The following is a 26,897-nucleotide window of genomic DNA, read 5'->3' as shown; positions in this document are numbered from 1 at the left end:
GAATTTACGGTTTTCTGCCGTAAGTTACTAATTCTTTTTGCGGGTACTGTTTCCTCAGGGTTGCTGTTCGTTTTCCAACGCGTCGAAAGCATCGCGAATAGAGAGTAACTCTGCTTTTATTTGCTTCAAACGATTAACGATCTCTTCCTGTTTTACAGTGGTATCCTTGTTGTCTTTTAATTTCTGACGTGCTCCGGCCAGCGTCATGCCCCTTTCTTTTACCAAATAATAAATCAGGCGGATGGCTTCGATGTCTTCCGTTTTATAGAAACGTGTACCTTTTTCTGATTTGCGCGGACGGATAATGTTGAACTCTTTTTCCCAGAAACGGAGAGTCGATTCGTTCAGGTTGAACATGGCCGCCACTTCACTGATGGAGTAGTAGAGCTTTTTGCTGTTGGTATCTTTTTCTTCCATAGCCTTAATCCATTACCTGTCCGTGATTTTCCGCAATCTGAATCATGCGGTCGTATTCCTCGGGAGTGAGGTCCATAAAATAGTACTTGGACGGATTGTCGTGTCTGCCGCGTACAATTACTTCATAATGCAGGTGAGGACCTGTGGATTTACCCGTGTTGCCCACATAGCCGATTATTTCTCCCCGTTTTACCTTCTGACCTACACGGGCTTTAAACTTCTGCATGTGCCCGTAAAGCGTTTGGTAACCGAAGCCATGGTCAATAATAAGGCAATTGCCATACCCCTGTCTCCAACCCGAAAAGGTAACGACCCCGTTTCCCGTGGCATAGATATCTGTTCCTGTTTTAGCAGAAAAGTCCATGCCCGAGTGAAATCTGCGTGTCCGGTAAATCGGGTCGATACGCATACCATATCCGGAGGCTGTTCTGGTCAGGTCTTTATTCGAAATAGGCTGAATAGCCGGAATACACATCAGTCTTTCTTCCTGAGTTTTGCCGATATTGATCAGCTCTTCCAGCGAGTTGGATTGTATGTAAAGCTGCTTCCGTAGGATATCCATCTTTTGGGTTGTGGCGACAATCAATTCCGAATTGGGTAAACTGGTAAGGTGCTCATAGCGGTTAGTTCCGCCAAAGCCGGATTTGCGAATGGATTCGGGAATTGATTCGGCCTGAAAGATAGCCCGGTAAAGATTTTCGTCTCGCTGCTGTATATCGGTAAGAACAGCCAACGCGTCGTTGAGGCGAAGTGACAGAATCTCGTATTGTGTCTGGAGTAATTTGTTTTCTTTTATTAACAATGTTTCCTTAGGTGAATCGATCAGATAGAACATCACAAAAAAGGTGACAACACCAAAGGCGACTCCTGTACTCAAATGGCGCAATATGGTGAAGAAACGATCTTTCGCCGAAGGATATACCCGCTCGTAACTAAGTGTAGCCGGATTATAGAGATAGTACGTTTTTCGGGTTTTAAACAGCTTCATTTAATATTTTATTGTTCAAACAGTGGCAAAAATAATAAAATGGAGTACTTTTGCAAATTGTTTTTCAGAATATTAACGAGACTATACAAGACGTATGTTGACAGCAAAAGAAACCCGAGAATCCTTTAAAGCATTTTTTGCTTCAAAAGGACATCAGATTGTGCCTTCAGCTCCTATGGTGATAAAAGGCGATCCTACATTGATGTTTACCAATGCAGGAATGAATCAATTCAAGGATATAATACTGGGGAATGTTCCGATCAAATACCCTCGCATAGCCGATTCACAGAAGTGTCTTCGCGTAAGCGGTAAGCATAATGACCTAGAAGAAGTGGGACATGATACGTACCACCATACCATGTTTGAAATGCTTGGAAACTGGTCTTTCGGAGATTATTTTAAGAAAGAAGCCATTAACTGGGCATGGGAATATCTGGTAGACGTGCTGAAGCTAAATCCGGAACGCCTTTATGCAACGGTGTTTGAAGGTAGTGCGGCTGAAGGATTGGAAAGGGATGATGAAGCTGCCGGATATTGGGAAAAGTTTCTTCCTAAAGATCAAATACTGAATGGCAATAAAAAAGATAATTTCTGGGAAATGGGAGATACCGGTCCGTGCGGTCCCTGCTCTGAAATACATATAGACCTTCGTCCTGACGATGAACGTGCTGCCGTAAGCGGTGCCGAAATGGTTAATAAAGATCATCCGCAGGTAATTGAAATCTGGAACTTAGTGTTTATGCAATATAATCGTAAAGCAGATGGTTCACTGGATCCGCTTCCGGCTAAAGTTATCGATACCGGTATGGGATTTGAGCGTCTTTGTATGGCTTTACAAGGAAAGATTTCCAACTACGATACGGATGCGTTCCAACCGATTATTCAGGAAATAGCGGCAAAGAGTGGTTCTGTATATGGCGTAGATAAGCAAAAAGATATCGCTATGCGTGTGATTGCCGACCATATCCGTACAATCGCTTTCTCTATTACGGACGGACAGTTGCCTTCGAACGCGAAAGCGGGTTATGTGATCCGTCGTATCTTACGTCGTGCGGTGCGCTATGGGTATACATTCTTAGATCGTCGTGAAGCATTCATGTATGGATTGCTGCCTGTTCTGATCGAAACGATGGGTGATGCTTATCCCGAACTGATCGCTCAGAAAACATTGATCGAAAAGGTAATAAAAGAAGAAGAGGAATCGTTCCTGCATACATTGGAAACTGGTATCCGTTTATTGGATAAAAAGATAGCCGATGCTAAATCGGCCGGAGAAAGTATCCTGAACGGTGTAGATGCCTTTACGTTATATGATACTTACGGATTTCCGTTAGACCTGACCGAACTTATCCTTCGCGAAAATAAGATGGAAGTAAATCTGGACGAGTTCAATGCGGAAATGCAAAAACAAAAAGAACGCGCCAGAAATGCCGCCGCTATAGAAACAGGCGACTGGGTTATCGTAAAAGAAGGAGATAGTCAGTTTGTAGGATATGACTATTTTGAGTGTGATGCCGAAATACTTCGTTATCGTAAGATCAAGCAAAAAAACAAAGAGCTATATCAATTGGTATTAGATAAAACTCCGTTTTATGCTGAAATGGGGGGGCAAGTAGGAGATAGCGGATGGCTTATAACCGGTGATGAAAAGATTGAAATCATAGATACTAAGCGTGAGAATAATCTTCCGGTACATTTGACAGCTCGTTTACCTAAAGATATCACAGCCTCTTTTACGGCTAAGATTAATGAAGAAAAGCGTTTGCAATGCGAATGTAATCATACAGGTACGCACTTGTTGCACGAAGCGCTTCGCGAAGTGTTAGGTGCTCATGTTGAACAGAAGGGTTCATTTGTGTCACCGGAAACGTTGCGTTTTGACTTCTCTCACTATCAAAAAGTAACAGATGCCGAAATTCGTGAAATAGAAAAACGTGTAGGAAAGAAGATCCGTGCGAATTACGCGATAGAGGAGCACCGTTCCATGCCAATCAATGAGGCGAAAGAATTAGGTGCTATGGCGTTGTTTGGTGAAAAATATGGCGATGAAGTGCGTGTAGTTAAATACGGTAGCTCTATCGAGCTATGTGGTGGTACGCATATTCCTTCCACCGGTATGATTGGTTCACTCCGTATAATGGCTGAAAGCTCTATTGCTGCAGGTGTACGTAGAATAGAAGCGGTAACTGCAGAAAGAGCAGAAGAGTATATTTTTACATTGCAGGATGTGTTGTCGGAGCTTCGTTCGTTGATGAATAATATGCCGAATGTAGTGCAGGCTGTTAAAAAATCAATCGAAGAGAACGCCGATATGAAGAACAGACTGGAGCAATTTGTGAAAGAGAAAACAAAGCTTCTGAAAGAAGAATTGTTAGCAAGAGCTGAAAATAAAAACGGAATACTCACCGTGCAATATATTGGTCCGGGTAAACCTGATATGGGAAAAGATATTGCCTTTCAGCTAAAGGGAGAAGTGAACGATTCTTTTGCTTTTGTGGGTGGATTTATCGAAGAGTCTAAATGTACTTTAATGGTTATGCTTAGCGATGATCTGGTTGCAGATGGTCTGAATGCTTCCCAATTAGTGAAAGACGCGGCAAAACATATCCAAGGTGGTGGTGGAGGGCAACCTCATTTCGCAACTGCCGGAGGAAAGAATATTGACGGATTAACTATTGCGGTAAATGAGATCGTAGGATCTCTGAATAAATAACAAGAGTATTTATGGATAAACGGAAAGTCGTCATTTGCAAAGATCTGAAGGTAGAACTGGAGGCGTATCTCAAAGCGTTGAAGTTCGATAAGGTATTCATTCTGACGGATGAAAATACGCTGAAAGACTGTTATCCTGTTTTGAAAGAAATATCATTACTGTCATCAGCTCCGGTTTTTACGGTCGGAGCCGGTGATACCCACAAAAATATAGATGAGGTTTCCCGGTTGTGGACATGCTTATGCGAAAGCGGTGCGTCGCGTAACTCATTATTGATTAATCTTGGTGGTGGAATGATAACAGATATGGGTGGCTTTGTAGGCGCGACATTCAAACGCGGTATACAAACAATCAATATCCCGACTACCCTGATGGCTTCGGTTGACGCCGCTGTAGGAGGAAAAACAGGAATTAATTTCAATGGACTGAAGAATGAGATCGGATCATTTTATCCACCTCTTTGTGTTTTTATCTACAACAAATTTCTACGTACATTAGACCATGCGAATATCCTGTCCGGTTATGCCGAAATGATAAAGCACGCGTTAATATCTTCCAAAGAAGTCTATGCGGATGTCTTTTCATTTGAGCCGGATTCGGGTGATTTAAATCAGTTAGACACTCTCGTTGCTCAATCGGTTGCCATTAAGGAACGTATTGTAGAAGAAGATCCTAAGGAGAGAGGTATCCGGAAGGCGTTAAACTTGGGCCATACAATCGGACATGCTTACGAAAGTCTTTCTTTTAAGAAGAATAGTCCCTTACTTCATGGTCACGCTGTTGCTGCCGGCTTGATAGGCGAATTATACCTTTCGCATAAAGCTTGCGGCTTTCCGATGAGCGAACTATCTCAGATCGTTTACTATATCAAAACGTATTATCCTCCATTTATACACGATTGCGATGATTACGAAAGCTTGTATGAATTGATGACACACGACAAGAAGAACGAAGGGGGAGTTATTAACTTCACGCTGCTGTCTGCTATCGGAGAAGTTCAGATCAACCAATCAGTCGATAAGCAACAGATCCTTGGCGCACTTGATTTTTACAGGGAAAGCTTTGGAATCTAATAAAAAAAAGAATACTTTTGCACTCACATTAAGCGGGGTGTAGCTCAGCCCGGTTAGAGTACTCGTCTGGGGGGCGAGTGGTCGGACGTTCGAATCGTCTCACCCCGACTAACCGAAAAGCCTTTAAAATCTACTTTAGAGAGATTTTGAAGGCTTTTTTTATGTCTTGTAAGTTGGGTGAATGGCATAAAAAAGAGGGTGTCCCACAAGGGCACTCTCTTTTATCTTTTTATGCTGCGTTCTTTTGTTGATTTAGCTTTGTCAGATTTATAATCTGAGTTTTTCTCTCTTCGTGGTGTTGATAGACTCTAAAAAGTTCTACATTCTTGTTTTTTACCGTTCTTTTTTGAGCAAAAACTGCCTTTTTCTGCTTTCGATATAGTTTGAGCAGGTTAAAGGCTATAGCAAAGACAGCAAAATCCATTGCCACTTTCTCTTTTGATTGATGGCGGAACCGATTGTAAGCTTTATTGTATTTGATTTGACCGAAAACAGCTTCGGGTTCTATGGGGCGTCGCTTTCGCATTCGTAGACCTTCTTCCGAGGTAAGCCTTTCACGGGCTTTCCGTTTATACTCCCTTAGCTTATGATTAACCTGTATTTGTCTGTCGTTTTCTGACTTATGGCATAAACTCCTGAGCGGACAACCTTGACAACGGCTGGCTTTGTAAACACTTATCTCTGAAACAAAGCCACTTTGAGTTTTACGATTTGTCGTATAAATCTTTTTCATTTGTTGCCCCATCGGACAGATGAAATAGTCTTTCTCCTTATTGTAATAGAGGTTGTCCTGTAGAAATGCATTGTTTTTAAAGGAACGTTTCTCTTCTTTGTGAAAATAATTGTATTTTACATAAGCCTCGATTTCTTTCTTTTCCAGGTAAGTATAATTCTCTTCACTTCCATAACCCGAGTCGGCACAAAGCTGTTCAGGACGTATCTTGTAGTTGCTTTCAAATCCATTCATAAAAGGGATAAGAGTCAATGTGTCTGTTGGATTAGGAAAGAGATCATAGTGTGTTATAAATTGGTTTTCTGTACCTATTTGAAGATTATACGCGGGCTTTAACTGTCCGTTTCTCATATGGTCCTCTTTCATGCGCATAAAAGTTGAATCCGTATCGGTTTTGCCAAAGCTATTACGCTCCCCCAGAGTATCCAACTTTTCTTCGTACTCCTGAAGTTTTGGCAAATGTTTATCTTCCAGCGTTTTGATTTGTTTAAGTTCTTCTTTACTACGGTTCTCCCGGTTTATCTGCTGTATCCTTTCTTTCAATTCCCGACTGTTGATGGGGGTAGGAGGCTCATCATCGGGAGCATTGTCTTGAGTAATACCGTCTTCTATCTGAGAGAGAATACCATGTATTTTAGATTCCAGCTTAGCCTTATTTCTTTCAACGCTTTTGCGCCATACAAAAGTGTATCGGTTAGCACGGCTCTCCAACTTAGTGCCATCTACATAGAGTTCTTTCAAACTGATGTAGCCCATATCTACCAGAATGAAGACGATCTGAACAAATAGCTTATGGATACTCTGCTTTAGACGAAGCGAACGGAAGTTGTTTATTGTCCTGAAATTAGGCTGTTGATCGCCAGAGAGCCAGATGTAATAAATGTTTTGTTCTAATTGAGCGGCTATTTTTCGACAGGAATAGACATTGTTCAGATAGGCGTAAAAAAGAATCTTTAGCAACATCCGGGGGTGGTAACTACTATTGCCTCCTCCTTTATATCCAAAATCAATGTCGGATAAGTCAAGCTCGTCAACAATATGATTGACTAAACGAACGGGGTGATCTTCAGGTATCTTACTGTCTATACTTACCGGAAAAAGAACACCTTGCCCCTGATTGTAGGGTTTCCATGATATTTTGGCCATAAAGCAATGATTGTCTTTGTTTTATGACTTAAATATAATAAAAAAAGAGCAATAAAAAAAGGATGTCCAAAACTTTTTGGACACCCTCTTTTTGTTATATACTGAGTGTTTTGACTTAGAACTTGAATGCTACGCCAATGGTTAGGTAAGCTACGTCATAGCCTACTTCTGCCATGCCGGCAAAAGAATCGGTGAAATAATAACGGGCACCTAAATACCAAGCCCAATACAAAGCACTCGATTCTGCTGAATAACGTCCTAAATCTTTATAGTCTGATTTTCCTGATACGATGTTGTATCCTAATCCTATACCGGTGTATGTGTCCAGTTTGTCTACAAAAGCATAATGTAAACTACCTCTGGCTCCAACAACTGCACTTGAATACTTGTAATCATATTCATTACCCCAAGAATATTTGCTGGATGTATATCCGAAATAACCTCCAACACCGATAGAACTTTTATCATCAAACAGATGATCAACTACGCCATATTCAAAAGAAGCGGAAAGTGGAGGGATAGATGTTTTAAAGCCACTGCCATTATACAGGCTGTTGCCTAATCCGATACCAACATTTAATACTTTGTCTCCTTTGTTAAACGATTGTGCCGATGCTCCGGCAACGATAAATACACATAACAGTGAAAAAAATAATTTCTTCATGAAATAATAGTTAAAAATTTGAATAAAACAATTTAATTAGTCGCCTGCAAATATATGTATAAATTATTAAATATTAGCAACATCCCCAAAAAAAAGACATTTGTTAATTGTGATATCTGCAAATTTTTTGCTACATGTATCTTTATTCGGTTATACCTTCCAGACTCAGGAAAAACGCGTATTCCAAGGCAATATCTTTTAGATAATCAAAGCGACCGCTTGCACCTCCGTGACCGAACTCCATGTTGGTTTTCAGCAGCAGCACATTGTTGTCGGTCTTTGTATCACGGAGTTTAGCTACCCATTTAGCCGGCTCGAAGTATTGTACCTGACTGTCGTGCAATCCGGTGGTGACCAACATATTCGGATAGTCTTTTTTCTCGATATTTTCGTATGGGCTGTAGCTTTTCAAATACAGGTAAGCGTCTTTTTCTTTCGGATTTCCCCACTCGTCGAATTCATTTGTGGTTAACGGTATACTTTCGTCAAGCATGGTGTTTACTACATCCACAAACGGAACGGCAGCAATAACACCTCGCCATAGCTGTGGAGCCATATTTATTACCGCACCCATTAATAAACCTCCGGCGCTACCACCTTCGGCATACAGGTGTTCTGCGGCGGTGTATTTTTCCTGGATCAGAAATTCGGCACAATTAATATAATCGGTAAACGTATTTTTCTTTTTCATCAGCTTGCCGTCTTCATACCATTGCCGTCCCATTTCTTGTCCGCCGCGGATATGTGCGATGGCATAAGTGAATCCGCGGTTTAGTAAGCTTAACCGGTTGCTGCTGAACGCGGCATCCATACTCGCGCCATAACTTCCGTAAGCATAAAGCAGTAAAGGCGTTTTCCCATCCCGTTTGCTCCCTTTCTTATAAACTAACGAAATGGGCACCTTCGTTCCGTCTTTAGCTGTCGCGTAGATGCGTTCTGCCTGATATTCGTCACTGTTGTAGCCGCCAAGTACTTCACGTTGCTTCAGTAGCGTTTTTTCATGCGTGTCCATGTTGTAATCATACGTAGAACTCGGTGTTGTTAGTGAAGTGTACCCATAACGCACCTTGGCTGTTTCGTATTCCGGATTTGATGCCGTGTAAGCCATATAGGTTGGCTCTCCGAAATCAATATAGTGCTCATCGCCTGTCGATCGGTTAATCACGCGAAACTGAATCAATCCCTCTTTGCGTTCTTCCACAACTAAGAAGTTTTTAAACTCATCCACGCTTTCAATCAATACATCCTTGCGATGAGCAATTACGTCTGTCCAGTTTTCAACACCTGTGTTGTCGATCGGGCATTTCATTAACCGGAAATTCACAGCGTCTTTATTGGTCAGGATCAGGAATTCATTCTCAAGCGGAATAACATCATACAATACATCCTTCAAACGAGGCTGGAAAGACTTGAATTGCGCGTCTGCCTTTGACGCGTCAGCCAGTAATAGTTCAGCAGAAAGAGTTGCTTGCGAATAAATCATGATGTACTGATTGTTTTTACTCTTTCCCACGCCGATGTAATTACTCTTATCTGATTCTTCGTAAACAGTCGCGTCTTTTGAGGCGTCGGTTCCGAGGGTATGGCGTTTGATTTTTTCAGACAACAGTGTTTTCTCGTTTTTTGAAGTATAATATAAAGTCTTATTATCGTTTGCCCAAACCGAACCGCCGCTTGTATTGGCGATTGCTTCCGGATAAAGTTCGCCGGTTTCCAGGTTTTTGATGTAAATTGTATATTGTCTGCGGCTCACATTATCCACGCCGTAGGCCAGTAACTTATTGTCTTCACTAACCGAAAAACCTCCGGCTGCATAGTAAGCATGACCTTCCGCCAGGGCATCCACGTCGAGTAGAATCTCTTCGGGTGCGTCGAGCGAGCCTTTTTTACGGCAATATTTAAAATATTCCAAACCCTCTTCTGTCCGGGTATAGTAATAATAGCCGTTTTTGAATACCGGAACACTCTCGTCTTTTTCCTTGATTCGGGCTTTCATTTCATTAAATAAAGCCTCCTGAAAAGCAACAGTTCCGCTCATAACCGTGTCTACATAAGCGTTTTCCGCTTTCAGATAATCCACTACCAAGGTGCTGTCCGGACCTTTGCCGAAAAAATCGTACATCCAGTAATAAGGATCAACTACTTTGTCTCCATGTATCTCTCTTACATGTTCTTTCTTAACAGCAACAGGAGGTGTCGCCGTTTTAAATATTACTTTTTTATTTTCCACGCATCCCATAATAAGAAGCAAACTTAGTGCCAAAAAACTGATTTCTTTCATAATACGCTGTATTAAGTGCAATGTTAAGACAATATGCAAAAGTACATATTAATGATAGAAAGATATTTGTGTTGGTGAAAAAAAATATTGTAATTTAGTCACATATATTCGGCAGCTCATCCAAGTTCTTAAAGAAACCATAAAATACATAGTAATAAAAACCAATTATAAGAAAATGAAAAATCAGCTTAAATCTATGTCCAGGAGGCATTTCTTAGCCTCTACAGGTGCTATTGCCGGCACTGCTTTGCTTAATCCGTCAAATCTGAACGCGGAAGAACTGAGTTCGACGGCCGCCCTTACTAAAAAAACAAAGGTTGCCCTTATCGGCACAGGCTCACGCGGATGTGGCATGTGGGGGCGTGATCTGGTGAAACGCTATTCCGACCAACTCGAATTTGTTGGTTTATGCGATATTAATCCCGGGCGTCTTGCTTTCGGGAAAGAATATATCGGGGCGAGTTGTCCGACGTTTACCGACTTCGAAAAAATGATGGCAGATACAAAACCGGATCTGCTGATCGTAACAACAGTCGATGCTACACACCATGAATTTATAATCCGCGGTATGGAATTGGGCGCGAATGTGCTGACCGAAAAACCAATGACGATTGACGAACAAAAGATACAGGCTATTCTGGACGCTGAAAAAAGAACGGGAAAGAACTGCCGGGTCACGTTTAACTACCGCTACTCTCCACACCGTGCCAAAATCTGGGAGATGCTGCGCGCCGGCGAGATTGGTGAACTAACCTCTGTAGATTTTCACTGGTACTTAGACACATCGCATGGAGCGGATTACTTCCGGCGATGGCATAGATTGGTGGAAAAGGGCGGTTCGCTTTGGGTGCATAAAGCAAGCCATCACTTTGACCTCCTGAACTGGTGGATCGATAGTGATCCGGAAACGGTATTCGGATTGGGCTCTTTGGAATTTTATGGAAAGAACGGTCCTTTCCGCGCGGAAAACTGCCGTACATGCAATCACACCAAAGACTGTAATTTCTTTTGGGATGTAACCAAGAATGATTATTACCGGAAAATTTATGTTGAAAATGAAAAATACGATGGCTATCTTCGTGATGGCTGTGTGTTTAAAAATGATGTCAATATCTTTGACAAGATGGCCGCAAGCATCAGCTATAAAAATGGAGTGCAGGTTTCCTATTCGTTGACCACTTATTCCCCTTATGAAGGATACCGCATAGCTTTCAACGGAACGAAAGGACGTATCGATGCCTGGATACAAGAATCCAAACCCGTTAGTGATGCAAATTACGATGAAATTGTTCTTTTCCGCAACTTCAAAAAACGGGAGTATATCCATATACCTCATGGCACCTCCGGACATGGTGGTGGCGATGCGCTATTGCAAGATCAGATATTCATCCCGAATACGCCCGACCCATTGAAACAATGCGCCGGAGCAAGAGACGGAGCCTTGGCTTGCTTAGTAGGTATTGCCGCACGCAAAAGTATCGCGAGTGGGCAGCCGGTGAAAATCGCGGATCTTACGTCGGTTAAACCCGAAGCGAATAAACAGTATACACGAATAGTGTAAGAGCCTGTTTAAATTTTCCAAAGAATAATATTATGTTGTTTTTTCGTCCTGTTTTGAGTTTCTTTTCGGTCTATTCCCTTGTTTTATTTCGTCACATAGCCCGCTATGCTCCTCTTTAAAACAAGAAAATATCCTCGAAAACAATTCTCAAAACAGCAACGAGCAAAATTTAAACAGGCTCTAAATATATGTACAACAATACCAACTTTTAGAACACCCTCACAAATAATATTAACATCACCATGTCAACCAGAAGAGATTTTATTAAAAAAGCCACAGCCGGTGTAGCCGGATTAACATTCGGTGGCTTTGCGACCGGACTTTCTGCTCGTAGTTATGGACGTGTAATAGGGGCAAACGATAGGATACAAGTGGGCGTCGTTGGCTTTTCAGACCGCTTTAAAGGTTCGCTCTTTCCTTGTTTTATGAATCATGCAAAGGAGCTGAATTTCGAATTTGTGGCATTGTCGGATATCTGGAGTGTTCGCAGGGAAGCGGGACAGGCTTTTCTGAAAGAAAAAACAGGATGGGATATCGCTTCTTGCCGCAACAATGAAGAACTTTATGACCGCAAAGATATAGATGCGGTAATTATAAGCACAGCGGATTTCCAACACGCGTTGCATTTGGTTGAAGCGGCGAAAGCTGGAAAAGATGCTTACGTGGAAAAACCGTTTGCCGAAACGATGAACGATGCCAATGAAGCGTTGACTGCCTGCCTTGCTGCCGGAATTGTTGTGCAGATCGGATCGCAACGGCGTAGCGGCGCAAATTACAAAGCGGCCTCCGAATACATAGAATCGGGTAAATTCGGAAATATTAATATGGTAGAAATGTGTTGGAACGTAAACCAGCCCGGGCGTTGGAGAAGACCAAAAGAATGCGCCTCCATCCGTGAGGAAGATGTGGATTGGGTGCGCTATCAGATGAACCGTCCACCAACTACCTGGGATCCCAGAAAATACCTGGAGTATCGTTTGTTCTGGCCTTATTCCTCCGGTATTCCGGGGCAATGGATGTGCCATCAGATTGATACCGTGCATTGGTTTACCAAGTTGAAATATCCCCGCAGCGTGGTGGCCAACGGGGGCATCTATCAATGGCCCGATGGGCGCACAAATGCCGACACCCTGACTGCCGTGTTTGACTACGGACCGACAGATAATCCGCAAAAGGGCTTTCAGGTGGTCTACTCTTCCCGTTTTAGCAATAGCGCCGGCGATGTAAAAGAACTATATTACTCAAACGGCGGAATGCTTAATCTGGATACAAACGAAGTTACCCCAACCGGTGGAATGAGAGAACGGGAAGCTGCCGCTATGAATATGCAACCTAATTTATTAGAGCCATTCAAACTCCCGGAAACACATGCGGAAGCGGGAGCGAATACCGGAGGCGATCCGTTAACATCCGCCCATATGCGCAACTGGATGGAATGCGTAAAAACAAAAAACAAAAAAACGAACTGTCCGGTTGAAGCAGGATATAGTCATGCCATAGCTTGCGGAATGGCAAATGCCGCATACCGCACCGGGCAAAGAGTCGTATTCGACGAAAACACAAAGCAAATTCTTGCAGGCGGAAAACCATTTATCTATTGAAAACCCTTAAAACAGGCGGTTGAAAATCCGCCTGTTTTCCCCCTCTAAACCGTCAATTTCGAGGGTGTTTATAAGTCGTTGATATTCAATGACATAAAAAGCCAAAAAACATAAAGGATATTTTTCAAAAAATAACCTTTATATTTGAAAAAATAACCTTTATGTTTTGAAAGACATTACTATGTTGTTTTTTCCTGTGCATATTCCCCTCCCATTGAACGAAGCTCCATGCAGAGATCCCTCCACTTCGGTCGGGATGACAGGGAAGGGACAGTCGGGATAACAAAGAGGAGCAGTTTGGTTGAAAAGAGGAGCGGTCGGGATGACAAAGAAGATAGCCGGAACGACAAAGAGGAACGGTCGGGGATGACAGAAAAAATGACGTGTTTGATGTTGTTTTACAACAAAAGAATAGTATATTGCGATTGCTTTATTTTTTTAATCCGAAATTATTTAGGTTCATTAGTGTCCCATTAAAATTGGGACGTAATTAAAAATTAAATAAGCTAGGTCCATTTGGTCCAAATCGTTCTTTGTCATTTTGAAATATAGTTTTGTCAAAAAGATCTCGAAGATGATTTTGTCGGTTAATGAAATGCTTAATATTTGAAGAACTTCGTATGTGCTTCTGCCCAGTTGCATATCGTGTTGAATGATTGCCACTAGGCAATATGTACATATGGCAGCATAAATTTGAATTCGAACGGCATTCTCAGTAGTACCCCAAAACTTTTTGATCTTAAGGTGCTGTTTTAACCATTTGAAAAACAGTTCTACTTGCCATCGGTTTTTATACAAATCCGCAACTTGTAGAGCAGAAATGTGCATTGCATTGGTCAGAAATACAAACTCTCGTTTTTGTTCTTCATCCCAATACCGGACTAATCGAAGTTTGTCTGGATAGTATTGCTTCGGATAGAATCCGATCAATTCGATAGCCATATCTGAAAGCACATTCTTCGGCATCCTTCGTTTCCATTTAATGGGTTTGTATTGCAGATTCTTTTTTGCCCTAATAACGAAGTATGCTTCAATCTGATGAATCTTATACAACATTTTGAAATTACTGTATGCACGATCAAAGATGTAGTATGACCCCGGATCATAAGGTATTTCTTTCATCGCCTTTGAATCGTGTACTGCCGCTTCAGTGATATGAAAGAATGCCGGTATCTGTGTTTCTACATCATATAATGTATGTACTTTAATTCCGCCTTTCTTCTTGCGGAATTTAGCCCACCAGAATACAGTAAGACACAGATTAATGGTTGTCGAATCGAACGCATATACGTTTCCTCCGAGTTTAAAGATGGTAGCGACGCGCTTCTCTCTGGCTTCATTTACCAGATAGTAGGCATACTCTTCAAAGATGTGATAGTCTCTATCTTGATTGGCTCTTGCCAAAGATGATTTTGAGACATTTTTGCCCATACCCAAATGATAACACTTGGAATGATGAGCATCAAGAGCGATAATCAAATCTCGCAAACTTTCTCTGTTGGAGAGTTGTCCGAACATCAATGCAAGCAGTTGATTCCAACAAGTGAAATGCTTTATATAGCGATTCCCTTGGTACTTGTTAACTATACGCCGAAACTTATCTTCGTTCAAGAATGAGATCAATTGAGCAAACACATACTTCTCTTTATTCATTATAGCAATTATTATGAACTGCAAAGTTATGAATTGAAATCGTCGCGCTCGAAAAACCGACCTAACTAACTATATTTCAAATATTTCAAAGAACTATTTTAGATTTTAATGGGACAGCAATGTAACAATTTAATAAATTATTACAATGAGAAAATTAAGTAAAATTAGCTTGGGTGGAAAAACAGTTTTAACACCTGATGAAATGAAAAAAGTAAAAGGAGGATGGACGTGTTACAGATCAGGTAGTAGTGACGGTGGTAGCTTCTCTACTAATAGTTGGGAAGTTGCTTCTGCATGGATGGGAGTTTGGTCTTCTGCAGGTCAAGATGTGAGATGTTATAGCTAATAAGTTTTTTCAAAATATCTGAAGAAGAGATTTAAATTCTCTTCTTCAGATATTTTTTGAATAAAATACCATGTTTATGAAATACAGAATTTTATTTATTTTGCTTTGTGGGATGATAATAGCGCCCTTTATGTATTCTCAGAACTCTTGTTTTACTATTGATTTAACAAAAGCAAAACAAGGAAATATCCCGATGAGTTCAATTTTCGATAAAGTAGAATATATCCCTCTTGAAACTCACCCTGATGGTTTATTAACTCCAACTTCTAGATATTATGTTACAGCTAAATATATAGTAGCTATAGATATTTTTAAGAAAGCTTGTTTGTTTGATAGAAAAACTGGGAAATTTATTCATCAAATAAGTAAAGAGGGAGGAGGACCGGAAGAGTATAGACGGTTTATGCTACATTCTAATCCCTTAGATGAAAAAAATAATATTATATATGCCCACGATGTGACGCGGCTTAAAGGTTATGATATTGAAACCGGAAGACTTAAAACAATAGTAGACGGGAATCCTGATGGTCAATATTTATGGTCTTTAGGAAATGATAGATATATTGTAACTGTTTCAAATAAAAATGGAAACGAACCAATTAAACTTAAAGAAATTGACAAAAACGGCACGGTATATAAAACATATCCTAATTATTCTTTTTTCGATCCAAAGTTGTTTACTCGAGATGATCAACCTGGTGGATTTTCTTTATTTTATTATTTGGAGAATAAGCTTTACGTGACACCAGGTTTTTTAGGAGACACAGCATATCAAATAACAGATGAAACTTTGATTCCTCATTTTGTGGTTCGTACAGGGAACAAACCTTATGCCAAATCGATAGAGGAAAACTCTGTAAAAGATAAAAAGATATTACATCTGGTACGTGAAACCTCTCGCTACATTTTCTTTAACTATGGAATTGGTCATAACGCTTTTGGGCTTTACTGTGGATATTATGATAAACGAAGCAAGCAAGTTTTCGTTAATTCCTCTTCGATATACGATAGAAATTATGGTTTCTTGAATGATATAGATGGGCTGCCTGTGTTTATTCCCACGCATATCAACGAAAAGCAAGAAGTTATAGGACGTATTATCCCAGAAGAAATACTTGAATATGTGGAAAGAGTTGGCACATCTTCCTTGAGCCCACGTGCTAAGGTATTAATAAAAAACATGCAAGAAGACGATAACCCTATTGTTATAATTGCTCAACCGAAAAAATAAAGATACTATTCTTGATTTAGTTATCAATTTATCTATAGTTTATGTTATTGAGTCATTAGTGTCCCATTAAAATTGGGACGTAATTAAAAATTAAATAAGCTAGGTCCATTTGGTCCAAATCGTTCTTTGTCATTTTGAAATATAGTTTTGTCAAAAAGATCTCGAAGATGAGTTTTGTCGGTTAATGAAATGCTTAATATTTGAAGAACTTCGTATGTGCTTCTGCCCAGTTGCATATCGTGTTGAATGATTGCCACTAGGCAATATGTACATATGGCAGCATAAATTTGAATTCGAACGGCATTCTCAGTAGTACCCCAAAACTTTTTGATCTTAAGGTGCTGTTTTAACCATTTGAAAAACAGTTCTACTTGCCATCGGTTTTTATACAAATCCGCAACTTGTAGAGCAGAAATGTGCATTGCATTGGTCAGAAATACAAACTCTCGTTTTTGTTCTTCATCCCAATACCGGACTAATCGAAGTTTGTCTGGATAGTATTGCTTCGGATAGAATCCGATCAATTCGATAGCCATATCTGAAAGCACATTCTTCCGCTTCTCTCTGGCTTCATTTACCAGATAGTAGGCATACTCTTCAAAGATGTGATAGTCTCTATCTTGATTGGCTCTTGCCAAAGATGATTTTGAGACATTTTTGCCCATACCCAAATGATAACACTTGGAATGATGAGCATCAAGAGCGATAATCAAATCTCGCAAACTTTCTCTGTTGGAGAGTTGTCCGAACATCAATGCAAGCAGTTGATTCCAACAAGTGAAATGCTTTATATAGCGATTCCCTTGGTACTTGTTAACTATACGCCGAAACTTATCTTCGTTCAAGAATGAGATCAATTGAGCAAACACATACTTCTCTTTATTCATTATAGCAATTATTATGAACTGCAAAGTTATGAATTGAAATCGTCGCGCTCGAAAAACCGACCTAACTAACTATATTTCAAATATTTCAAAGAACTATTTTAGATTTTAATGGGACAGCAATGAGCTAAGGTATATAATAAAGCACATACACATCCTAAGAATTCAGAACATAGTCCTGCAGATTTACTTTTCTCTCATTTGATAGGTATTAGTGGAACTGTAATTGGATGGAATAATATTATTAATAATTATGGAGGATATGGATACTGGAAATAAAAGAAAAAAACTGATATTGATTTGTTCTTTTGCATTATTCGCTTCACTATTAGTAAAAGGACAAACATTTTCATGTGCAAGTTCATCTTCTACTAAGCAGATAGAACAGTATAACAAAGATTTTCTGAAAATTCTTTCAACGAATTTACATGAAGAATATGTTGTCAGATTTGTTGCATTGCCCTCTTTTAGTCCGGAATATGCTTTTCAAATAATAAAAATGAATGACAGTGTATTCAAAATTGAAACTATCATTTTTCAGGATAATCTATGGTATATAAGCTGCCGGGATTCTGTGCATTTTCAAATCTATAATAAAGATATTAATGAAGAGTTTGCTCATAGGTTGGATGTTTTATTTAGAATTCTTACAGATATTGAAGATAGAGTGATACACATAACAATGGAAGATGGCGACTACTTTAATTTTTTCAGAAAGTCAACAAATGAAGTTCGTTGTAGCCAAATAGCAGATCCTGAAGAGAGTTCTCCATGGGGAAAGATAATCGTTTTATGTAATAACTTGGTCAAATACGCTAGCGGTGAATTAACTGAACTTGATTCAATACAGGTGTTAAATATTATTACTGATGAATTAATCAGTTTGAAGGAATAATGATACTTAATATCAAAAGTGAAAGAAGGATCTCATCCCAACCATATTGTCATGTTGAGCCTGTCGAAGGATCTCATCCCAACCACATTGTCATGTTGAGCTTGTCGAAACATCTCATCCTGTCTGATTATTATTGAACGAAGTCCCATGCAGAGATCTCTCCACTCCGGTCGAGATGACAGGGAAGGGACAGTCGGGATAACGAAGAGGAACGGTCGGGTTGATAATAAAGAAACAGATGTTTTCTTATATTCCTCGTTAAATCATGCAGAATCTCTATCTTTGGCAAGCACTATTCGTATTTAAAAACAAAAAAGTTAGATGAAAAAGTATTCTATTCAATCATTAGTACAGGAAACAGTTCAAGACGATTCTAAGAATGGGTTATTCGAGTTGGAAAAAGAGTATATTCTGGAATTGAATATTAATAGACAGACCGTAATGATCAAAAAGGGGGCAATGATTGCCTATGATGGAAGTGTTAAGTTTGAGCGGGAAGGTATTTTCAGCAAAGGCGTTGGAAATTTATTGAAAAAAGCGGTTGGCGGTGAAGGAACAAGTATGATGAAAGCAATAGGAACCGGACGGGTTTATGTGGCAGACTGTGCTAAAAAAATACGTGTTTTATATCTTGAAAATGAAGCAATCCATGTTAGTGGTAACGATATTCTGGCGCACGAAGAGTCGTTAAAGTCGGACGTTAAGTTGATGAGAAGTGTTGCCGGAATCATGGGAGGAGGTCTTTTTCAGGCAAGTATTAGCGGTACAGGTCATGTTGCCATTACCACTCACGGTGATCCGCTAACCTTATTGGTAAAGCCCGGTTATCCGATTTATACCGATCCGAATGCAACGGTGGCTTGGTCCGGCAATCTAACTCCCGAGTTTAAAACAGATATCTCCTTTAAAACCTTTATCGGACGCAGTAGTGGCGAAAGCTTGCAAATGAAATTCGAAGGAGAAGGTTGGGTTATCGTTCAACCGTATGAGGAAGTGTATGGCACGGAGTAAATTAAAAAAATGCCCTGCTGTTTTACTACTCTTTCTTGGAGGGTTGATTTCTTTTTCCTTTCAGGTTAAAGCGGAAGGTTTTTCAATTGTTGAAAATGAGCGTTCTCCGCAGATTGATGTGCTCTACAATGGGCAGCTGATTACTTCTTATTTATATTCAAATACATTAGATAAACCGGTGTTATTCCCTTTGATTACACCGGATGGGGTGGAGGTTACGAGAGGGTATCCTTTAGCTCCCCGGCAGAATGAACGGACGGATCATCCGCACCATGTGGGTGTGTGGTTTAATTTCGGAGATGTGAATGGGTTGGACTTTTGGAATAATTCTTCAGCTATACCACCGGAGCGAAAGATGCACTATGGGTCTGTTAGGCATAAGGCAATCAGGTTTGTGGGAAGCGGAGTGGATAGAGCGGAAATAGAGGCGGAGTCTGAATGGATTAACCTGAAAGAGGAAGTGTTGTTGAAAGAAAACGCGCGATATGTTTTTAGAAAAGAAGGGAGCTTTTTGACGATAGAACGGGTGACTATATTGACTGCATGGGGCGATACAGTCACGCTGAAAGATAATAAAGAAGGACTTTTTGCTATCCGTGTAGCCCGTGAATTTGAAGCCGCGACCGATAAACCGGACTTTTTTATAGGAAAGGACGGCAAACAGTCGCAAGCGAAGATTGTTAATCAGGGTAATGCCAACGGGGTATACCGAAACAGCGAAGGAGCCATGGGAGATGATGTTTGGGGAAAACAAGCTTCCTGGGTGGTGTTGTCTGCAAAGAAAGACGGCTTACCTGTATCTATTGCCATAATTGATCATCCGGACAATCCCGGTTATCCTGCTTGTAGTCATGCCCGGGGATATGGTTTGTTTTCGATTAATAACTTAGGGCGTAATGCGTTTAATAAAGAACTTGATCCGATACAATGTACCCTTAAAAAGGGGGATTCGATTTGCATTAAACACAAACTGGCGTTAAAGTCCGGCGGGTTTGCTTCCGATGAGGAATTGAATGCGCTATTTTATCATTTTGAGTGAGAAGCGACTAATGAAATTTTATAGATTTTTACGCGGATAGAGGATATAGTTCAGGATAAAATATGTTTCTTTGATAAAAAGAACCAGACTTTTTTAGATCAAAAGCAAAGAAAATGGAATATTCGATCAGAGAGGTTGCGCGTATTATTGACGCGAAAACTGAAGAAATAACAGATACTTCCATCAGCATATTACTGATAGATAGCAGAAGATTAACATTGCCGGAACAGAGTCTTTTTTTTGCACTTAAAACGAAGACTAACGATGGACATAAATATGTTGATGAATTATATCACCTGAAGGTTCGTAATTTTGTGGTATCTGAACTGCTGCCCGAATTCAACCTCATGAAGGATGCGAATTTCCTTGTTGTGAAAGACACCCTCAAGGCGTTGCAGAAACTAACCTCATTTCATCGTAAGCGTTTTGATATTCCGGTGATCGGTATTACCGGAAGTAACGGGAAGACGATTGTTAAGGAGTTTCTTTATCAGTTGTTGCATAAGGATTTTAATATTGTACGTTCGCCGCGGAGCTATAATTCACAGATAGGGGTTCCTCTTTCCGTATGGCAAATGAACGAAAAACATACGTTAGGGATTTTCGAGGCCGGCATTTCTCAACCGGATGAGATGGAATGTTTACAGCCGATTATTGCTCCTACAATCGGGATTATTACCAATATAGGCGAAGCACACCAGGAGAATTTTCTTTCCACAACGCAAAAGTGCATGGAAAAGCTAACCTTGTTTAATGAAGCCGAAGCGATTATTTACGATGGAGACAATGGCTTTATCGCGAACTGTATTGAGTCGTCGTGTTTATCACATAAAGCGATTGTCTGGAGCCGGAAGGATTCGGAAGCACCGTTGTTTGTTGAGTCGATCGAAAAGAAAGAGACGGAAACTGTGATCAAGTGTACGATGTTAGGACTTAGCAAGCGATTTGTAATACCCTTTACCGACGATGCTTCCATCGAAAACGTGATGCATTGTCTGGCATTGATTCTTTATCTTAAACCAACCAGTGTAAGTGATGAATCAAAAACAGCCTCACTTGAACCGGTAGACATGCGCCTTGATGTGAAAGAGGGAATCAACAATTGTCTGTTAATTAACGATACATATAATTCGGATATCAATTCTTTGGATATCGCATTAGATTTTCAGGCCAGTCGCCGGGTGAATAAGAACCTGAAGAGTACATTGATCCTTTCGGATATTCTTCAATCAGGTACATTGCCGAAATCTTTATATAAGAAAGTGGCAGACATGGTGCGAAGGAAGAAGGTTGATCGTATTATCGGTATCGGACGTGATATTAAAGAGTATGAATCGGAGTTCGATATTCAAAAAGAATTTTTCCGAACTACTGACGATTTTATCAAATCGGTCACCTTCAAGTCGTTTAAAGATGAACTGATCCTGATCAAAGGGTCCCGTCGATTTCATTTTGAACGTATCTCGGAACTGCTGGAAAAAAAAGTACATGAAACGATTCTGGAAGTGAATCTGGATGCGGTGGTGCATAATTTTAACTATTACCGCTCCCGGCTTAAACCGGAAACAAAAATAGTTTGCATGGTGAAAGCTTTTGGTTACGGTGCCGGATCATACGAGCTGGCGAAGACCTTGCAGGAGTATCGCTGTGATTATCTCGCCGTAGCCGTAGCCGATGAGGGAGCGGCACTTCGCAAAGAAGGAATTTCCATACCGATCATTGTGATGAATCCGGAGTTCAGTAGTTTTAATGTGCTGTTCGAGAACTTGCTGGAACCGGAAGTGTACAGTTTTCGCTTGCTGGATGCCATGATTAGAGAAACGGAACGACGCGGAATTACATCTTACCCGATACATATAAAGGTAGACACAGGCATGCACCGCCTCGGATTTCAACCGGAAGATATGGCGGAGATAGGTCGGCGTGTTAAGGAACAATCCGGAGTTGTGGTGCGCACGGTTTTTTCTCATCTGGCAGGAAGTGATGATCCTTGTTTGGATGATTTCACCAATCAGCAGTTCCTGAAATTCGAGAAAGCGGCAGCTGAACTGGAAGAAAGTTTGCAGCAGAAAGTGATGAGGCATATCCTTAATTCGGCGGGAATAGAACGTTTCCCCGGCCAGCAAATGGATATGGTGCGGCTGGGTATCGGTTTGTATGGTGTAAGTGCTTCCGGTCAAAAGGGTTTAAGGAATGTAAGCACACTCCGTACAATCATTCTGCAAATACAACAGATTCCGTCCGGTGATTCGGTAGGATACGGCCGGATGAGCTTTGTAAACCGCGATTCACGTATAGCAATTATACCGATAGGATACGCGGATGGATTAAACAGGCATTTTAGTAATGGAGGAGGGGAAGTTGTTATCAACGGCAAGCGATGCCCGATCATTGGCAATATATGTATGGATGCCTGTATGATAGATGTTACTGATATTGACGCAAAAGAAGGAGATCGTGTGATTGTATTCGGTGAAGAACTTCCTGTCGGCGAGCTTTCCGAAAAGCTGAAAACTATTTCGTATGAGATACTTACCTCCATTTCGCCGAGAGTAAAAAGAGTATATTTTAGAGAATAATTGTTGAGATTGCGCATTTTTCGTATTTTTGTGCCATATCAATTAAATAATAAGGTATGAGTCATAATTTATTAAAAGGCAAACGTGGGATTATCTTCGGTGCGCTGAATGATATGTCTATCGCTTGGAAAGTTGCCGAAAAGGCCGTTGAAGAAGGCGCGATCATAACACTTAGTAATACGCCGATCGCTGTTCGTATGGGGCAGGTTGACGAATTGGGACAGAAATTGAATGCTACGGTTTTACCTGCAGACGCAACTAACGTTGATGACTTGAATATGGTCTTTACAGAATCAGTAAAGATACTTGGTGGAAAAATCGATTTTGTACTTCATTCTATAGGAATGAGTCCGAACGTACGTAAGAAACGTACATATGATGATCTGGATTATGATCTGTTGGAAAAGACGCTGGATATTTCGGCTATCTCATTCCATAAGATGCTTCAGGTTGCGAAAAAACAGGATGCTATTTCAGAATATGGTTCTGTGCTGGCGCTTAGTTATGTTGCTGCACAACGTACATTCTTCGGATATAACGATATGGCGGACGCGAAGAGTCTTTTAGAGTCGGTTGCCCGTAGTTTCGGCTATATTTACGGACGCGAAAAAAATGTACGTGTGAATACAATCTCCCAATCACCTACAATGACCACTGCCGGTAGTGGTGTAAAAGGTATGGAGCATTTAATGGACTTTGCCGAAAGAATGAGTCCGCTGGGTAATGCTTCTGCTGATGAGTGTGCGGATTATTGTATTGTAATGTTCTCTGACTTGACAAAGAAAGTTACGATGCAAAACTTATATCATGATGGTGGATTTTCCAACATGGGTATGAGTTTACGCGCAATGACTCAATACAGCAAGAGTGTAGAGGAATTCTCAGACGAAAATGGCAATCCCATTTACGGATAACGACTTTATGTCATAACAATCACAGTGAAGCAATCCAGACTCAAACAGTCGGATTGCTTCGTTGTTTCGCTTTTTAGAAAAACAATTTTTGTTATATTGTATTGATTTTCTAGTATAAACCCGAATACTTACTCTTATGTTCCTCAAGATCTATCCAGAAAACCCGAATCCCAAAGAAATTGATAAAGTAATTAATGTATTACGTGACGGAGGACTTGTAATCTATCCAACGGATACGATCTATGCTATCGGATGTGATGCCCTGAATGTACGAGCTGTGGAAAAGATATGCCGGATGAAGGATATAAATCCCCAAAAAAGCAACCTTTCTATCATTTGCTACGACCTTTCCAATTTAAGCGAATACGCGAAGGTTAGTAATGCCGCCTTTAAACTCATGCGCAAAAATTTACCGGGCGCATTTACCTTTATATTGCCTACCAGCAGTGAACTACCCAAGATTTATAAAAACAGGAAGGAAGTCGGCATTCGTGTGCCCGATAATACTATAATTCGCCAAATTGTAAAAGAATTAGGGAATCCGGTTCTTACAACAACGATCCATGATGAAGACGATGAGATTCTTGAATACGCCACTGATCCTGAATTAATTTTTGAAAAATATGAAAAAATCGTTGATGTTGTAATTGATGGAGGGTATGGAGGATTAAATCCTTCGACTGTTGTAGACTGTACTACAGACGATTTTGAAATTGTAAGACAGGGAAAAGGCGAACTCGTCTATTGATTTTAGCTATATTTGTTCTCTGGTAATTATGAAATTATATAATCAATGGAGAACTCCCCTTCTAAAACCCCGTCCCCTTTACTTTCTTTAGTTCCGCTTGCTGTATTAGTTGGTCTTCTTTTTGTTACGATCTCTATCTGGGGGAGTGACGCGTTGAGTGGTGCCAGTCAAATTGTGTTATTGTTTTCGTCTGCCGTTTGTTGTTTGATTGGTATGACTGTTTGCAAGGTGCCATGGAAAACATTTGAAGCAGCCATTGTCAATAATATAACGGGAGTTGGAACTGCCTTGATCATTCTTCTGATTATCGGTGCTTTATCTTCCTCCTGGATGATTAGCGGAGTGGTTCCTACATTAATTTATTATGGCGTACAGCTTATCCATCCTAATTTATTCCTTGTTTCAACTTGTGTGATTTGTGCAATCGTTTCGGTTGTGACGGGCAGTTCGTGGACTACGGTTGCTACTATTGGTGTGGCATTGCTTGGTATCGGGCAGGTGCAAGGGTTTGACGAGGGCTGGATTGCGGGAGCTATCATTTCCGGCGCTTATTTTGGAGATAAAATTTCGCCGTTGTCTGATACTACGGTTTTGGCATCATCTGTTGCCGGAATTCCCTTGTTTAAACATATCCGTTACCTGATGATTACCACCGTTCCTTCAATAATAATCGCTTTGCTGATCTTTACAGTGGCAGGATTTACAAATGCAACAACGGATTCGGTGCATATCAATGAATTCAGAATGACATTAGAAAGTACATTCAATATCTCGCTGTGGTTGCTGATTGTGCCTGTTATTACGGGTATGCTGATAGCCAAAAGAGTGCCGGCGATTATCACCTTGTTTATTTCATCCCTTTTGGCTGTTGTGTTTGCACTTATCTTTCAGCCGGAGGTGCTTCGTGAAATATCGGGCGCTGTGAGCGTTACGGCAGAAAGTTTGTTTACCGGCTCATTAATAACACTGTACGGAAGTACGCAGATTGAGACCGGAAGCGCAATGTTGAACGAATTGGTTGCTACGCGGGGAATGTCGGGAATGATGAATACCGTGTGGCTTATCCTTTGTGCCATGTGCTTTGGTGGATCGATGGTAGCAAGTGGCATGTTGACAAGCATAATTTCCGTTTTTCTTCGTTTTATGCAAAATACATTTGGCATGGTGGCTTCGACTGTTGTGTCCGGATTGTTCTTTAACATCTGTACGGCAGATCAGTATATCTCAATCATACTGACAGGCAAGATGTACAGCGGTACTTATAAAGAGAAAGGGTATGACAGTTGTCTGCTGAGTCGAACTATTGAAGATGCTGTTACCGTAACTTCTCCGCTGGTACCCTGGAACAGTTGCGGACTAACCCAATCCACCGTTCTTGGTGTGGCCACATTGACCTATCTGCCCTACTGTTTCTTTAATCTTACAAGTCCACTGATGAGTTTATTCATTGCTGCTATAGGCTATAAAATAGCACGCCTATCTCCTGAAGTGGACAATAAAGCAAATCAATAAGATCATAGAGGAGGAAAGAAGCTTTCTGTAAACTATTTTAGATGCCGGTTGTTCTGTTAATAGTAGATAAACAATAAGATTATGGCACTAACATTTAAAGAAGCTTTAAAAAACCGTAGAACGTATTATACCATTTCAAACGAATCTACGGTGTCCGATGAACAAATCAAAGAAATTTTGGAACATGCCTTGTTGCATGTACCCTCATCTTTCAATTCTCAAACTACGCGTGTGGTTTTATTATTAGGCGATCAACACAAAAAGTTGTGGAACATAACGAAGGAAACACTTCGTAAAATTGTTCCTGCTGAACATTTCGGTGCGACGGAATCCAAGATTGACGGAGCGTTTGCCGCAGGTTACGGAACGATTCTTTTTTATGAAGACACGGAAGTAGTGGAAGGACTTCAGAAGTCATTTCCTTCCTACAGTGAAAACTTCCCGATTTGGTCGCAACAAACAGCCGGAATGCATCAGTTAGCCGTATGGACCATGCTTGAAGAAGTAGGTTTTGGTGCTTCACTTCAACATTACAACCCACTGATCGATGCGGAAGTGGCGTCGACATGGGGAATAAGCCCGAAGTGGAAGCTGATGGCCGAAATGCCATTTGGTAAACCTACAGCAGCTCCGGGAGAAAAAGAATTTCAACCGTTAGAGAAAAGATTATTAGTGTTTCGTTAAAAAGGGAAATTTGTATTGAAAGAGACGCGCGATTGTGCGTCTCTTTTTTTGGTGTGCCTTTGTAACTAAATTCGTCTTAAAATAGAGGTGATTTTTTATAATACTATATGTTTAAAAAGATATCCTTTATTTTTCGAAAAATATCCTTTATTTTTTTAAAAATAACCTTTATGTTTTTGGGGGAATATAATGCATTGATTATTAGCGATATATAAAAGCAGGTA

At 40.5% G+C, this 26,897-nt stretch carries 21 protein-coding genes and 1 tRNA gene; 15 read left to right on the top strand and 7 right to left on the bottom strand.

Translation table 11 applies throughout. The annotated features are described in order from the left end of the window. Nucleotides 1-54 precede the first annotated feature (54 nt). Both B9Y81_RS11035 and B9Y81_RS11030 read right to left on the bottom strand, forming a co-directional pair. On the bottom strand, nt 55-417 hold the full coding sequence (locus tag B9Y81_RS11035) for a MerR family transcriptional regulator (protein WP_085536981.1): 363 nt from the start codon (nt 415-417) through the stop codon (nt 55-57). Nucleotides 418-421: 4 nt separating this feature from the next. Beyond that, a complete protein-coding gene (locus B9Y81_RS11030; RefSeq protein WP_085536980.1) occupies nt 422-1,405 on the bottom strand; it encodes a M23 family metallopeptidase in 984 nt (327 codons plus the stop codon). A gap of 94 nt (nt 1,406-1,499) precedes the next feature. On the opposite strand from B9Y81_RS11030, the gene alaS reads away from it, so the two are divergent. From alaS to B9Y81_RS11015, 3 genes are all read left to right on the top strand, one after another. Then, on the top strand, nt 1,500-4,118 hold the full coding sequence (gene alaS / locus B9Y81_RS11025) for an alanine--tRNA ligase (protein WP_085536979.1): 2,619 nt from the start codon (nt 1,500-1,502) through the stop codon (nt 4,116-4,118). A gap of 11 nt (nt 4,119-4,129) precedes the next feature. Then, complete coding sequence (gene aroB, locus B9Y81_RS11020) at nt 4,130-5,191, top strand: 3-dehydroquinate synthase (protein ID WP_085536978.1); 1,062 nt, start codon at nt 4,130-4,132, stop codon at nt 5,189-5,191. Between the two features lie 33 nt (nt 5,192-5,224). Next, nucleotides 5,225-5,299 (top strand) — tRNA-Pro (locus B9Y81_RS11015). Between the two features lie 121 nt (nt 5,300-5,420). Here B9Y81_RS11015 and B9Y81_RS11010 read toward each other — a convergent pair. The 3 genes from B9Y81_RS11010 to B9Y81_RS11000 form a co-directional block, all read right to left on the bottom strand. Then, entirely contained in the window at nt 5,421-7,070 is a 1,650-nt protein-coding gene (locus tag B9Y81_RS11010; protein WP_085535336.1) for an IS1182 family transposase, read from the bottom strand. Nucleotides 7,071-7,185: 115 nt separating this feature from the next. Continuing rightward, nucleotides 7,186-7,734, bottom strand: coding sequence for a hypothetical protein (locus B9Y81_RS11005; RefSeq protein WP_085536977.1), 549 nt, complete (start codon nt 7,732-7,734; stop codon nt 7,186-7,188). Between the two features lie 142 nt (nt 7,735-7,876). After that, complete coding sequence (locus B9Y81_RS11000; RefSeq protein WP_085536976.1) at nt 7,877-10,015, bottom strand: S9 family peptidase; 2,139 nt, start codon at nt 10,013-10,015, stop codon at nt 7,877-7,879. 175 nt (nt 10,016-10,190) lie between these two features. On the opposite strand from B9Y81_RS11000, the gene B9Y81_RS10995 reads away from it, so the two are divergent. Then, nucleotides 10,191-11,576, top strand: a complete 1,386-nt coding sequence (locus B9Y81_RS10995) for a Gfo/Idh/MocA family protein (RefSeq protein WP_085536975.1) — start codon at nt 10,191-10,193, stop codon at nt 11,574-11,576. Nucleotides 11,577-11,818: 242 nt separating this feature from the next. After that, nucleotides 11,819-13,177, top strand: a complete 1,359-nt coding sequence (locus tag B9Y81_RS10990; RefSeq protein WP_085536974.1) for a Gfo/Idh/MocA family oxidoreductase — start codon at nt 11,819-11,821, stop codon at nt 13,175-13,177. Nucleotides 13,178-13,639: 462 nt separating this feature from the next. Here B9Y81_RS10990 and B9Y81_RS10985 read toward each other — a convergent pair whose 3' ends face one another. Continuing rightward, nucleotides 13,640-14,830 carry an IS4 family transposase gene (locus tag B9Y81_RS10985; RefSeq protein WP_245832438.1) on the bottom strand — a complete coding sequence of 397 codons (1,191 nt, stop codon included), beginning with the start codon at nt 14,828-14,830 and terminating at the stop codon, nt 13,640-13,642. A gap of 145 nt (nt 14,831-14,975) precedes the next feature. Between B9Y81_RS10985 and B9Y81_RS10980 the strand changes: the two genes are divergently transcribed. Beyond that, the gene (locus B9Y81_RS10980; RefSeq protein WP_085536973.1) at nt 14,976-15,176 is read left to right on the top strand and encodes a hypothetical protein; all 201 of its coding nucleotides are present in this window, start codon (nt 14,976-14,978) and stop codon (nt 15,174-15,176) included. A 76-nt stretch (nt 15,177-15,252) separates the two neighbouring features. Next, on the top strand, nt 15,253-16,407 hold the full coding sequence (locus B9Y81_RS10975) for a 6-bladed beta-propeller (protein ID WP_176221484.1): 1,155 nt from the start codon (nt 15,253-15,255) through the stop codon (nt 16,405-16,407). A gap of 83 nt (nt 16,408-16,490) precedes the next feature. Here the strand turns inward: B9Y81_RS10975 and B9Y81_RS10970 are convergent, their stop codons facing one another. Further along, complete coding sequence (locus B9Y81_RS10970; RefSeq protein WP_085536971.1) at nt 16,491-17,294, bottom strand: DUF4372 domain-containing protein; 804 nt, start codon at nt 17,292-17,294, stop codon at nt 16,491-16,493. 259 nt (nt 17,295-17,553) lie between these two features. On the opposite strand from B9Y81_RS10970, the gene B9Y81_RS10965 reads away from it, so the two are divergent. The 8 genes from B9Y81_RS10965 to B9Y81_RS10930 all read left to right on the top strand — a co-directional run bounded on the left by B9Y81_RS10965 (nt 17,554) and on the right by B9Y81_RS10930 (nt 26,673). After that, nucleotides 17,554-18,186 carry a hypothetical protein gene (locus B9Y81_RS10965; RefSeq protein WP_139822917.1) on the top strand — a complete coding sequence of 211 codons (633 nt, stop codon included), beginning with the start codon at nt 17,554-17,556 and terminating at the stop codon, nt 18,184-18,186. A gap of 321 nt (nt 18,187-18,507) precedes the next feature. After that, nucleotides 18,508-19,197 (top strand): AIM24 family protein, encoded by a 690-nt coding sequence (locus tag B9Y81_RS10960; protein ID WP_085536969.1) that lies wholly within the window; start codon nt 18,508-18,510, stop codon nt 19,195-19,197. Further along, nucleotides 19,184-20,236, top strand: a complete 1,053-nt coding sequence (locus B9Y81_RS10955; protein WP_176221483.1) for a DUF6807 domain-containing protein — start codon at nt 19,184-19,186, stop codon at nt 20,234-20,236. The genes B9Y81_RS10960 and B9Y81_RS10955 overlap by 14 nt, the downstream gene beginning before the upstream one ends. A 113-nt stretch (nt 20,237-20,349) precedes the next feature. Further along, on the top strand, nt 20,350-22,815 hold the full coding sequence (locus B9Y81_RS10950) for a bifunctional UDP-N-acetylmuramoyl-tripeptide:D-alanyl-D-alanine ligase/alanine racemase (protein WP_085536967.1): 2,466 nt from the start codon (nt 20,350-20,352) through the stop codon (nt 22,813-22,815). Between the two features lie 56 nt (nt 22,816-22,871). Further along, nucleotides 22,872-23,729, top strand: a complete 858-nt coding sequence (locus tag B9Y81_RS10945; protein WP_085536966.1) for an enoyl-ACP reductase FabI — start codon at nt 22,872-22,874, stop codon at nt 23,727-23,729. 136 nt (nt 23,730-23,865) lie between these two features. Continuing rightward, nucleotides 23,866-24,477: an L-threonylcarbamoyladenylate synthase gene (locus B9Y81_RS10940; RefSeq protein ID WP_085536965.1), complete on the top strand. Its 612-nt coding sequence runs from the start codon at nt 23,866-23,868 to the stop codon at nt 24,475-24,477. Between the two features lie 45 nt (nt 24,478-24,522). Beyond that, nucleotides 24,523-25,989: a Na+/H+ antiporter NhaC family protein gene (locus tag B9Y81_RS10935; protein ID WP_085536964.1), complete on the top strand. Its 1,467-nt coding sequence runs from the start codon at nt 24,523-24,525 to the stop codon at nt 25,987-25,989. 81 nt (nt 25,990-26,070) lie between these two features. After that, nucleotides 26,071-26,673 (top strand): nitroreductase family protein, encoded by a 603-nt coding sequence (locus B9Y81_RS10930; protein ID WP_085536963.1) that lies wholly within the window; start codon nt 26,071-26,073, stop codon nt 26,671-26,673. Nucleotides 26,674-26,897 lie beyond the last annotated feature (224 nt).

The sequence above is a fragment of the Massilibacteroides vaginae genome (assembly GCF_900178525.1).
GTDB lineage: Bacteria > Bacteroidota > Bacteroidia > Bacteroidales > Tannerellaceae > Massilibacteroides > Massilibacteroides vaginae.
This window is presented reverse-complemented; position numbering and strand designations above follow the sequence as displayed.

Coding starts and splice junctions, on each gene's coding strand:
- B9Y81_RS11010 (WP_085535336.1), bottom strand. CDS start 7,070: ATGGCCAAAATATCATGGAAACCCTACAATCAGGGGCAAGGTGTTCTT.
- B9Y81_RS11035 (WP_085536981.1), bottom strand. CDS start 417: ATGGAAGAAAAAGATACCAACAGCAAAAAGCTCTACTACTCCATCAGT.
- B9Y81_RS10980 (WP_085536973.1), top strand. CDS start 14,976: ATGAGAAAATTAAGTAAAATTAGCTTGGGTGGAAAAACAGTTTTAACA.
- B9Y81_RS10935 (WP_085536964.1), top strand. CDS start 24,523: ATGGAGAACTCCCCTTCTAAAACCCCGTCCCCTTTACTTTCTTTAGTT.
- B9Y81_RS10960 (WP_085536969.1), top strand. CDS start 18,508: ATGAAAAAGTATTCTATTCAATCATTAGTACAGGAAACAGTTCAAGAC.
- B9Y81_RS10975 (WP_176221484.1), top strand. CDS start 15,253: ATGAAATACAGAATTTTATTTATTTTGCTTTGTGGGATGATAATAGCG.
- aroB (WP_085536978.1), top strand. CDS start 4,130: ATGGATAAACGGAAAGTCGTCATTTGCAAAGATCTGAAGGTAGAACTG.
- alaS (WP_085536979.1), top strand. CDS start 1,500: ATGTTGACAGCAAAAGAAACCCGAGAATCCTTTAAAGCATTTTTTGCT.
- B9Y81_RS11005 (WP_085536977.1), bottom strand. CDS start 7,734: ATGAAGAAATTATTTTTTTCACTGTTATGTGTATTTATCGTTGCCGGA.
- B9Y81_RS10945 (WP_085536966.1), top strand. CDS start 22,872: ATGAGTCATAATTTATTAAAAGGCAAACGTGGGATTATCTTCGGTGCG.
- B9Y81_RS10940 (WP_085536965.1), top strand. CDS start 23,866: ATGTTCCTCAAGATCTATCCAGAAAACCCGAATCCCAAAGAAATTGAT.
- B9Y81_RS10995 (WP_085536975.1), top strand. CDS start 10,191: ATGAAAAATCAGCTTAAATCTATGTCCAGGAGGCATTTCTTAGCCTCT.
- B9Y81_RS11030 (WP_085536980.1), bottom strand. CDS start 1,405: ATGAAGCTGTTTAAAACCCGAAAAACGTACTATCTCTATAATCCGGCT.
- B9Y81_RS10955 (WP_176221483.1), top strand. CDS start 19,184: ATGGCACGGAGTAAATTAAAAAAATGCCCTGCTGTTTTACTACTCTTT.
- B9Y81_RS10985 (WP_245832438.1), bottom strand. CDS start 14,830: ATGAATAAAGAGAAGTATGTGTTTGCTCAATTGATCTCATTCTTGAAC.
- B9Y81_RS10990 (WP_085536974.1), top strand. CDS start 11,819: ATGTCAACCAGAAGAGATTTTATTAAAAAAGCCACAGCCGGTGTAGCC.
- B9Y81_RS10970 (WP_085536971.1), bottom strand. CDS start 17,294: ATGAATAAAGAGAAGTATGTGTTTGCTCAATTGATCTCATTCTTGAAC.
- B9Y81_RS10930 (WP_085536963.1), top strand. CDS start 26,071: ATGGCACTAACATTTAAAGAAGCTTTAAAAAACCGTAGAACGTATTAT.
- B9Y81_RS11000 (WP_085536976.1), bottom strand. CDS start 10,015: ATGAAAGAAATCAGTTTTTTGGCACTAAGTTTGCTTCTTATTATGGGA.
- B9Y81_RS10950 (WP_085536967.1), top strand. CDS start 20,350: ATGGAATATTCGATCAGAGAGGTTGCGCGTATTATTGACGCGAAAACT.
- B9Y81_RS10965 (WP_139822917.1), top strand. CDS start 17,554: ATGGATACTGGAAATAAAAGAAAAAAACTGATATTGATTTGTTCTTTT.